The organism is Actinoplanes palleronii, assembly GCF_016862315.1.
Lineage (GTDB): Bacteria > Actinomycetota > Actinomycetes > Mycobacteriales > Micromonosporaceae > Actinoplanes > Actinoplanes palleronii.
This window is the reverse complement of record NZ_BOMS01000189.1, coordinates 18,487-28,254: the sequence shown is the minus strand read 5'-3', so window position 1 is coordinate 28,254 and position 9,768 is coordinate 18,487. Positions and strand designations below refer to the sequence as shown.

Sequence of the window (9,768 nt, the reverse complement as noted above, 5' to 3'; positions counted from 1 at the left end):
CCGGTTGTCATGTCCACCACGCTAGGGACTGTGCGCGGCGGGGGCATCAGTGCTGGTACTGAGCCGGTACGGAAACCGGCCCCGGGTACCGTCGGATCATGACCAAGCCCGGCAACCTGCCTGCTGAGGTGTCGAGTTTCGTCGGCCGTGGCGCCGAGCTGGCGGAGGCCCGGCGCAAGCTGACCGGCGCTCGTCTGGTCAGCCTGGTCGGGCCGGGTGGGGTGGGCAAGACCCGGCTCGCGGTCCGGATCGCCACCGACCTCGGTGCCGGGTTCCGCGGGGGCGCCTGGCTGGTGGAGCTGGCCAACGTCCGCGACCCGGCACTGGTCGGCACGGCGGTGATGGCCGCTCTCGACCTGCGGGACCAGACCGCGGCTGACCCGGCGGCGCTGCTGCGGTCGTACCTGCGGGAGCGGGAGCTGCTGCTCGTGGTGGACAACTGCGAGCACCTGCTGGACGCGGCGGCGCGGCTGGTCGATGACGTGCTCCGGGCCGCGCCCGGGGTGCGGGTGATCGCGACCAGCCGGGAGCCGCTGTCCGTGGCGGGGGAGCATGTGCTGCCGGTGGCGCCGTTGGAGCTTCCCCCGTCGTACGCTGACATGCTTGAACGGACCGCAACCAACGACGCGGTCCGGTTGTTCGTCGATCGTGCCGCCGCGGCGGCCGGGCAGTTCACGCTGACCGCGTCGAACCAGGCCGCGGTGGTCGAGGTGTGCCGGCGGCTGGACGGGCTGCCGCTCGCCATCGAGCTGGCGGCGGTGCGGACCCGGACCCTGAGCCCGGACCAGATCCGGGACCGGTTGAGCGACCGGTTCCACCTGCTTACCGGGGGCAGCCGGGCGGCGCTGCCCCGGCACCAGACGCTGCACACCGCGATCGAGTGGAGTTACCAGCTGCTGACCCCGGCCGAGCAGACGATGCTGATGCGGCTGGGCGTGTTCGCCGGCCGGTTCACGCTCGACGACGTGGAAGCCGTCGGCGGCTCGGCCGAGGCGCTGGACCTGCTCTCCTCGCTGCTCGACAAGTCGCTGCTGGGCAGGGACGAGACGGGCTACCGGCTGCCCGAGTCCATGCGGGCGTACGCGTGGGACAAGCTGCGGGAGTCCGGCGACGCGGACACCGTGGAGCTGCGCTGCGCCGACTACTACCTGTCCCGGATCCAGCAGTTCGCCGCGGCCGGCCGGTCCCGCCTGCTCCCGTCGCTGGCCTGGTTCGACCTGGAGATCGACAACATCCGGGCGGTGCTGCGGGGGTGCCTCGACCGTGCGGACTTCGCCCGCGCGGCCGGGATGGCGACGTCGCTGATCTGGTACTGGATCACCCGGGCGACGACCGAGGGCGCGCGCTGGCTCGACTCGGTGCTGGCCGGGCCGGTCGGAAATCCGTGGACGTATTTCGCGCGCGGCTTCCTGGGTGTGGTCCAGAACGATCCGGAGGCGGCGACCCGTGCGCTCGACCGCGGGGTGACCGTGGCTCGGGCGGCCGGGATGCCGGACGCGCTGGCGCAGCTCCTGGCCATGGCGTCGATCGCGGCGACCATGCGCGGTGACGCCGCTGGTGGGATCCGTCTCCTCGACGAGGCGCGGGCCGTGGCCGGTCCCCTGGACGACGTGGGGGCGACGCTCATGACGTACCAGGCGCTGGCGCTCAACGGCCTGGTCGTCGGGGACCTCGCGGCGGTCACGGCGGCGGCCGCCGAGGGCGCGCGGCTCAGCCGGGAGGCGGGTGACCTCTACAGCCTCGGGATGATGCTGATGAACCAGGGGTATGCCGCGCTGGGGTCGGGTGCACCGCGGCAGGCCGAGGAGTTGCTCACCGAGGGTCTGCGGATCGCTGATCAGATCGACGACCGGGTGGCGCAGTGTTATCTGGTCGGCGCGCTCGGGTGCTGCGCCGCGGCCGACCGGCAGCCGCGCCGGGCGGCAGAGCTGCTCGGCGCGATGGCGACCCTGCGTGACGAGATCGGGGCGACTGATCATCCGGGCATGGCAGTGGCGCTGGCTTCGGCCACCCGGTCGGCCAGGGAGGCGCTCGGTGCGGAGCCGTTCGAGGCGGCTCTCCAGGCGGGCAGCCGGTTGAGCCGGGAGGCCGCGGTTCGGCTCGCCTTGCGTACGCCCACGACCGCAGCAGTCGCCTCGGATCCGGAGATCCTCAGCCGGCGTGAGCTGGACGTCGCGCGGCTCGTACCCGAGGGGTTGAGCAACAAGGAGATCGGCGCGAGGCTGTTCATCTCCGAGCGCACGGTCGAGAGTCACGTCCGCAACATCCTGACCAAGCTCGGCTTCGCCACCCGGACCCAGATCGCGGGTTGGATGGCATCCCAGGACCGCTGACCAGCCGGGCGGATTGACCGACACCTGGTCCCATGTAAAGATGCCTCATGACTACTCTAGGTTCGAGGGGGTCAAGGGGCGGTGGTTGGTGTGAGCGAGGCCTTGGCATGGCAGGCTTGGGAGAGCAGCCGAACGGTGAGGCGACCCATGGGCATGGAACTGCTGGACCACCCAGAACCGTGGACCGAGGAGGAGTACTTCGCGCTGGGCGAGACCCTGAGCCGGGTCGAGTTGGTCGACGGGAGTCTCTGGGTGAGCCCCTCGCCGACTAAACGACATCAGCACGTTGTGTTCTTGCTCGCCAGAGAGCTCTACGACCAAGCCGCGAGTGCCGGGCTCCTGGTGCTCCTGGATCCCAATTTTCGGCTTGCCAGTGGGCGCGTGCTGCAGCCGGACATTGTCGTCGCCGACACAGATGACGAGGGCCTGGCGGTCGATGCCAGCGATGCCAAACTGGTCATCGAGGTGGTCTCACCCAGCAACGCCGGCACGGATCGACTGCTCAAACCCCAGCTCTACGCCGCTGCCGGCATCGGCTGGTATCTGCGCGTCGAGCAGCCCGACGGCTCAGTGGAATTGCACCTGCAGAAGCTGGCCGGCGACCACTACGCCCCCTTCGCCATCGCGACTGCCGGCCAGATCCTCACCGCGGAGGAGCCGTTCCCGTTCCAGCTGGACGTGGACGCGCTGGGCGCCGCGCGGCCGAAGCCCCGCGGCGCCCCCTAACACCTCAGGTCACTGATACGGCAGGGTCACCGTTGACAGGGCCCCGAGTGACACCGTGCTCGCCCCCGAGCCGATAGCGCTCCACACCTCCACCTTGACCGTCCCGTTCGCCAGGTTCCCGAACGTCCCGGTCGTCGTGACCTGGCCGACCGCGTCGGTGTACTTCTCCCACCCGGTCACCGGGTCGGTGGCGAAGTACCGGAATGTCTCCACCCGGTCGAAACTCCCGTCCCCGGTCAGGTCGTAGGAGACCCGCACCTGGCTGGCATTGCCGACCGACGTCCCGGAGTCCACCGACAGGCTGAACGCCGTCGCCGCGCCGGACCGGTACGCCAGCGTCAGCCCGCTCGCCGTGAACGTCGTCGGCGAGTGCGGCTGGTTGTCGTTGCTGCCGGACGCCTTGACCACCGTCGCGGTCCCGGCCGTGCCCGCCGCCCCGGCCAGCGCCCCGCCACTCTGCAGGTACCGCACCGCGCCGCCACCGGTGGGCGGCGGAGTGGAAGTGGTCGGGCTGGGCGAAACAGTAGGACTGGGGGACGTCGGGTTGACCCCACCCCCGGTCGCGTTCCCGCCCGTCCAGTTCACCGCGCCGCTGGCCACCGTCTTGCCGGCCGGCAGCGCCAGCACCTTCCCGTCCGAGAACGTCACGGTGAGAGCCGCGTTGGTGATGTTCGACGCCACGTACGTCTTGGCGCCGTTCTTGCTGAACACCCGGGCCAGCGGATGGTTGGCGGTGACGGTCAGATCGCTCGTGCCGAGGGCGGCGTTGTTCCGGATCCAGTGGAACGTGTGCGCCTTCGTCTCGCCCTCCTCGGGCGTGTAGCCGCTGTTCGCCCGGAACTTGGCCAGTGCCGCGTCCCCGTCACCGAGCGCCAGGTACTGCCACGCGATGTCCTGCCAGATCGCCGGCTCGTGCCCGGCGTTCGTGACCATCTCGGCGTAGTTGCGCTTCACGTACGCCGGGTCGTTGCCCAGGTAGAAGTGCCCGCCGGTGATCGGCAGCATGTTGATGCCCTGGATCTGCTCGGGCGCCGAGGCGAACCAGGTCGAGTACGCGCCGCCGTCGCCCCAGACCATGCCGACCGTGCCGTGGCCGAACGCGGCCGGGAAGTTCTCGTTGCGGGTGTCGAACCAGTACTCGTTGATCGCGGCCGACTGGGTGGTCCAGATGAAGATGCCGGCGTCGCGGATCGCGGTGTTGCCGGTCGCCTGGCCCCACTGGATCAGGCCGTTGGCGAAGTTCATCCCCTCCGACGAGGACTCCTGGTTGTTGCCGGCGAAGAACGCGCCGTGCCCGGCCGCCCAGTCGTGCCCGGCGTAGATGTCGAAGTCCCGCAGATACGGGAACCGGTTGTCGGCCCGGTCGTAGTTGTTCGCGTCCCGGATCAGCAGGTCCACCATGCCGCCGTACCGGGCGTTCGTCGCCCAGGACGGGTCGAACTTGGCGAGCGTGGCGGCGGCCGCGATGTAGTAGCCGTAGTGGAAGTGGTGGTCGTTGAGCTCGGCGTCCGAACCGTACGACGCGGGGTAGCCGATCAGCGTGCCCCAGTTCTTGTCGTAGTAGAACAGCTTCTGGCTCTTGCCCGCCGAGGCGGTGAACCAGTCGGTGAGCTGGGTGCGGATCGCCGCCAGCGCGGTGTCCCGCACGTCGGTCCGGCCGAGCTGGTCGGCGATCTCGGCGATCCGCGCGCCGGTGCCGAGCGCCTTGCCGGTCCAGTACGTGTCGGTGTTCTGCACGTTCACCGGGTTGTCCTTGACCTGGTCCAGGTACCCGTTGAGGGTGGCCAGGTCGGCGCCGCTGCTGTCGGCCACCGCGGGCACCTCGGGAAGCACCCCGTTGTAGACCGCCGAGGTGGTGAACGACGACGCGCCGACCAGGTTCTTCATCGTGCCGCGGGCGGTCACGTAGGTCTGCGTGATCGGGGTCGCTCCGGTCAAGGCCCGCCACTGGTGCGGGTACAGGCCGATGACGGTCCCGGTGCCAGACCCCTCCCTCGCGGTCGTCGTATAGGTATAGGTGGTCGCGACCTTGCTGGTGTTCTGATCGTACGAGTACGACACGCGCGTTCCGGTCACGTGGTTGTGCGCGTACGTCCCGTAGCTCGTGGCCAGCGCGGTCTTGTCCGCGACGCTGGTCGACGGCGTGGTGGGCAGCACGGCGATGGAGAAGTAACCCTTGCCCGCCAGCGTCGAGGTGATCACGTTGCCGCTGACCGTCCAGGTCGCCCCGGCCGGCGCGTACGCCACGTAGTCCTTGCCGGCGACCGAGTACCCGATCCGCGCCCCGCTGTTCGACCAGATCGTCGGCGTGCTCTTCGCGGTGATCTGCGCGTTCCCGCCGGTGACCTGGAAGTACGCGAACGGCAGCCCGTGCCCGATGGTGGCCTTCATGGTCCGCGTGCCGTCACTCCAGTACGGCGTGACGGTCCAGTCGGTCCAGGAGTCCACCAGGGTCCGCGGCGCGTTCAGCCCCGCCACCCCGGCGGTGAAATCCTCCTGGTAGATGTAGTGGTATTCACCGACGCCAGTGGCCGTGCCGCTGATCTGCGGCGTGGTGTTGTAGGAGAAACCGAGCCCGCCCGCGGTGGTGTCGTAACTCGTCGGGTGCGCGTGCAGGTTCTCGCTGTAGGCACAGTCGAATTTCTTGTAGACCAGCGACGACCACCAGTCATTCGTCGGCACCGGCCCGGCGGGCGCATTCGCTGTCATGAATTGCCGGGGATTCGTGGACAGGTCGCCGCAGCCCGACGGCAGGGCCGCTCCGGCCGGCAGTGTCTCGGCGTAACTGCCGGCACCGACCGTTGCGGCGTCCGCCGTGCCGCTGAGCGCCACCGCGCCCAGCCCGGCCACGACCGCGGTGGCCACCATCAGTGCGAGGGCCGGGCCTCTTCTCGTACGTCGGGCGACAGGGCCCATCACGCCTCCACTGCATTCGAGAGGGGGAGTCGCCTGTGAGAGCGCTCTCTAGTGCCTGGGACTGTAAGTGTGGCCAGTGGATGTCGTCAATGTTTCCAAGTTATTGACGCGGTTATCCGCGATCACGGCTTTCGCACGGTCCGCTGCATGAAGCGCTCGATCCGCCCGTCCTCCACGGCCCTGATCCAGAGCTCGGTCACCCGCGGATCCGGCGGCGCGTCGGCCACCCCGGCACACAGCTGCGCCTTGGTCAGCCGGAACGTGTCCGGCGGGATCTCGGCCAGCCGCCGGGCCCGGGCGACCGCGGCCTTCAGTGGCCCGATCTCGTCGACGTGGCCGGCCTCGAGAGCCTCCTGCGGAGCGAGTGTCGCGCCGGTCAGCACTGCCCGCCGTGCGTCTTTCGTGCCCAGTGCGTGTCCGAGAATGTTCAACGCGACCGGCGGGAACGGCACCCCGACCAGCACCTCGGTCACCCCGAGCGTGCCGCCGCTCATCACCCGCTCGTCGCAGGCCGCCGCGAGGATCGCCCCGCCCGCGATGGCATGCCCGTTGATCGCCGCGACGGTCGGCTTCCCGATGCCGAAGACGGCGGCGAACGCGGCATCGAGTGCCGGCAGGAACTGCCGGACGTAGTCGGCGCCGCCGTCGAGGATCTTCCAGAGGTCCACGCCGGCCGAGAACGCCCGCTCACTTCCGGTCAGCACGACGGCCGGCACGCCCCCGCGATCGAGCTCGTCGAAGGTCCCGCTGATCGCCCGCAACAGATCAAGATCAAGTGCATTGACCTTCCCGTACGCCATCCGCACGACCGCGACACCGTCCCGATCCTCGACATCGATCACGAGAGCCTCCTGATGAACCGCCCGATCCGGTGGGACGGGGTGGAATAGCGGTTGCCCGGCGCCGGCCCGCCGTCGGACTGTGGTGGTGTGCTGCCTGTCCTCGTCGCTCTCGCCGCCGACCCCGGCCCGCTGCGCCACCGCCTGTCGGTGGCGGGCTCCTCGTTCGCGTTACGGGCTCTACGGGCCGACGACGAACCCGCGCTCACATCGTTCCTCGCCGGACTCTCCACCACCAGTCGCCGTTTCTGGCACGGCGACACCGAGCCGGCCGTCGAGGCGGCCGGACTGATCGAGGCGATCGGCCGCTACGACAAGCTGCGCCTGGTCGCGCACCGGGAGGGCCGGCCCGACCGGCTCGACGCGCTCGTCGACCTCAGCTTCTCGCTCCCGGAGGACAGTGAGCTCGCCCGCTACGCCGGCTACGGCATCCCGCTGGACCCGGAGTGCACTGTCCGTTTCGGCCCGTGCGTCGCCGATGCCTGGCACGGTTCCGGCCTCGCGGCTGCGCTGCTCCCGCCGACCTGGTCGGCCGCGCGCCTGCTCGACCGCGATCGCGTCGTCCTCTACGGCGGCGTCCACGCCGACAACCACCGAGCCCGCCGCTTCTACTACCGTGCCGGCTTCATCGAGGCCGGCACCTTCGACAACGGCACCGCCGTCGACATGTACCGCGACCTGCCCTGACCGGGCGCGCTCCCCGCCCGTACCCAAAAATCCGGCGCGGTCCGGACATGACGACGGCACGCGCGCCGGCTCTGGGCGGCGAGCGTGCCGTCGGGTCAGGGGAGGGTCAGCGGCCGAAAGCGAAGCGGCTCTTCTTCTTCGGCTTGCCGAAGCCCTGCAGAGTGTCCGCACCCTTGCGGAGCAGGCCGGAGGCCTTGCTGGGGCCGCGCCGCGCCTCCATGGAGGCGCTGAGCTTGCGGGCGCCCGCCGCGGCCAGCGGCACAGCGACCGCCATGATGACGAATCGTCGGATCAGGTTCGGGATCATGTGCGTTCTCCTCTGGTCCGGCGCGGGTTGCGTCACCTACATACCCGACCCCTTCCATGTCAACCATCGGCGCTGGTGGGACGATCAGCGGGTGACGCTTGACGTGCAGCGGGAGCAGATCCTGTCCGGCCGGATGTACAACGACCTCACCGACGAGCTGGTGCAGGCCAGGCAGCAGACGGTGCTGCTGAGCACCGAGTACAACACCAGCTTCGGGCAGCCGCAGGAGCAGCGCGAGGTGATCCTGCGCCGGCTGCTGAAATCGGTCGGGCGCGACTGCCATTTCGAGCCGACGTTCCGATGTGAATTCGGCTTCAACATCAGTGTCGGTGACTTCTTCTACGCGAATTTCGACTGCGTGATGCTCGACGGCGGCGGCATCACCATCGGTGACCACGTGCTGTTCGGCCCGCGGGTCGGCATCTACACCTCGAACCACGCGATCGACGCCGCCGAGCGGGCAGCCGGTGCGTGCTACGCGAAACCGGTCACCATCGGCGACAACGTCTGGGTCGGCGGCGGCGTCACGATCAACCCGGGCGTCAGCATCGGCGCCGGTTCGATCATCGGTTCGGGCAGCGTGGTGACCCGCTCGGTGCCGTCCGGGGTGATCGCCGTGGGCACGCCGGCCCGGGTGCTGCGGGAGATCACCGACGCCGACAAGACCGACTACCGCCCCTGATCCGACCGCTGCCGGGCCATCCACTGCCAGATGTGGGTGCCGTTGACGGCCGGGTCGTTACGGGCCACGTAGATCCAGGACCAGTGGCCGGGGAACTGGTGGCCGTTCCAGATCACGTGGTCGTAGAGGGTGGCCAGCGAGCGCGGGATGAGGTCGTGGGCGTGCTCGGTGTTGGCGACCGGGTCGACGGTGTCGTCGTCGCGGGAGGCGACCAGCCAGGTCGGCGTGCTGATCCGGGCCAGCTGGGCGTCCGGGATCAGGGACTGGACCACGCCGCAGATCGGCACGGACGCGGCGAACAGCGACGGGTAGACCGTGGTCATCTTCAGGCTCATGTAACCGCCGTTGCTGCACCCGGCCACGTAGATCCGGTCCGGGTCGATCGGGTGCTTGCGGGCCACCTCCCGGATCACTTCGCGGATCTGCGGTGCGAAGCGGTCGCCGTCCTCGATCCAGTACGACGTGCTCTGCGGGGCGACCACGTACGCGCCGGAGAAGATCCGCTGGGCGGCCGGGGTGGCGAAGCCGAGCGCACCACGGTTGGCGCGCAGCGTCGTCTCGTTGTCGTAGTAGCCGTCCGGCAGGGACGCGCCCTCGCCACCGCCGTGCAGCCACACCACCAGCGGGCGGGGGCCGTGCGCGGCGGGGGAGTAGAGACGGTACTTCAGCCCCGAACGGGAGGCGTGGTGGCGGAACGCGTCCACCTCCGGGTTGCGCAGCCGCCCCTGGAGGAAGCGCGTGATCGTGACCGGTGCGCCGTGCCGGCGGACGAGCGGGGTGTGCTGGGTGATCGTGTAGACCAGATCGAGCCGCACGTTGCGGCCCCGGCCCGCGAGGTAGCCGAGCGTGCCGCCACCGAGCTGTCCCTCGGCGTGGCTGAGCTCGAGGACGATGTCGCCGTGCCGGTCGAGGCGGGCGGCGGTGATCGGGCGGTCCAGGTCGTACTCGGAGAAGATCTGATCGCCCGGAGCGATCGGAAGCGGACTGGTGGCCTTGGCGTGCACGGTGAACGTGCCGGTGGTGACGCTGCTCGCGGCGATCGGCCCGAGCCTGCCGGTGTCGAGCGTGACCGAGGTGACCTGCTCGCCACCGTCGAGAGTCTCCGCGTCGAGCGTGAACCGGACCGCGGTGGCGGGATGCGCGGCGGCGGCATCTGCGGCGGCGGCATCTGCGGCGGCGGGCAGCGCCAGGCCGACGGCGGCGCCGGCACTACCGGCCAGGACGGTGCGACGGCTGATGGACATCGTCATGAGAGCTCCCCGTCCCGAAGAAAGAGAA

Annotated in this window: 8 protein-coding genes; 4 read left to right on the top strand and 4 right to left on the bottom strand. The window is 70.0% G+C overall.

Annotation, left to right across the window (positions count from 1 at the left end; translation table 11 throughout):
• The first annotated feature begins 98 nt into the window (after positions 1–98).
• Together Apa02nite_RS52185 and Apa02nite_RS49355 are read left to right on the top strand one after the other, a co-directional pair.
• Positions 99–2,333 (top strand): LuxR C-terminal-related transcriptional regulator, encoded by a 2,235-nt coding sequence (locus Apa02nite_RS52185; RefSeq protein ID WP_275412923.1) that lies wholly within the window; start codon positions 99–101, stop codon positions 2,331–2,333.
• 147 nt (positions 2,334–2,480) lie between these two features.
• Positions 2,481–3,059, top strand: a complete 579-nt coding sequence (locus tag Apa02nite_RS49355; protein WP_203831347.1) for a Uma2 family endonuclease — start codon at positions 2,481–2,483, stop codon at positions 3,057–3,059.
• Positions 3,060–3,068: 9 nt separating this feature from the next.
• On the opposite strand, the gene Apa02nite_RS49350 is transcribed toward Apa02nite_RS49355, so the two are convergent.
• Together Apa02nite_RS49350 and Apa02nite_RS49345 are read right to left on the bottom strand one after the other, a co-directional pair.
• Complete coding sequence (locus tag Apa02nite_RS49350) at positions 3,069–5,975, bottom strand: glycosyl hydrolase (protein WP_203831346.1); 2,907 nt, start codon at positions 5,973–5,975, stop codon at positions 3,069–3,071.
• A gap of 122 nt (positions 5,976–6,097) precedes the next feature.
• The gene (locus Apa02nite_RS49345) at positions 6,098–6,817 is read right to left on the bottom strand and encodes an enoyl-CoA hydratase/isomerase family protein (RefSeq protein ID WP_203831345.1); all 720 of its coding nucleotides are present in this window, start codon (positions 6,815–6,817) and stop codon (positions 6,098–6,100) included.
• A gap of 87 nt (positions 6,818–6,904) precedes the next feature.
• Here Apa02nite_RS49345 and Apa02nite_RS49340 point away from each other — a divergent pair, with 87 nt between their 5' ends.
• A complete protein-coding gene (locus tag Apa02nite_RS49340) occupies positions 6,905–7,501 on the top strand; it encodes a GNAT family N-acetyltransferase (RefSeq protein ID WP_203831344.1) in 597 nt (198 codons plus the stop codon).
• Positions 7,502–7,607: 106 nt separating this feature from the next.
• Here the strand turns inward: Apa02nite_RS49340 and Apa02nite_RS49335 are convergent, their stop codons facing one another.
• Entirely contained in the window at positions 7,608–7,808 is a 201-nt protein-coding gene (locus Apa02nite_RS49335; RefSeq protein WP_067686616.1) for a hypothetical protein, read from the bottom strand.
• Positions 7,809–7,899: 91 nt separating this feature from the next.
• Between Apa02nite_RS49335 and Apa02nite_RS49330 the strand changes: the two genes are divergently transcribed.
• Positions 7,900–8,490, top strand: a complete 591-nt coding sequence (locus Apa02nite_RS49330; protein WP_203831343.1) for a sugar O-acetyltransferase — start codon at positions 7,900–7,902, stop codon at positions 8,488–8,490.
• On the opposite strand, the gene Apa02nite_RS49325 is transcribed toward Apa02nite_RS49330, so the two are convergent.
• The gene (locus tag Apa02nite_RS49325) at positions 8,478–9,740 is read right to left on the bottom strand and encodes a carboxylesterase family protein (protein WP_203831342.1); all 1,263 of its coding nucleotides are present in this window, start codon (positions 9,738–9,740) and stop codon (positions 8,478–8,480) included. The genes Apa02nite_RS49330 and Apa02nite_RS49325 overlap by 13 nt on opposite strands.
• Between the last annotated feature and the right edge of the window lie 28 nt (positions 9,741–9,768).

What these genes read in the sequence shown, in the direction of transcription:
- Apa02nite_RS52185 (WP_275412923.1), top strand. Translation starts at nt 99, where the DNA reads ATGACCAAGCCCGGCAACCTGCCTGCTGAGGTGTCGAGTTTCGTCGGC.
- Apa02nite_RS49355 (WP_203831347.1), top strand. Translation starts at nt 2,481, where the DNA reads ATGGGCATGGAACTGCTGGACCACCCAGAACCGTGGACCGAGGAGGAG.
- Apa02nite_RS49350 (WP_203831346.1), bottom strand. Translation starts at nt 5,975, where the DNA reads ATGGGCCCTGTCGCCCGACGTACGAGAAGAGGCCCGGCCCTCGCACTG.
- Apa02nite_RS49335 (WP_067686616.1), bottom strand. Translation starts at nt 7,808, where the DNA reads ATGATCCCGAACCTGATCCGACGATTCGTCATCATGGCGGTCGCTGTG.
- Apa02nite_RS49325 (WP_203831342.1), bottom strand. Translation starts at nt 9,740, where the DNA reads ATGACGATGTCCATCAGCCGTCGCACCGTCCTGGCCGGTAGTGCCGGC.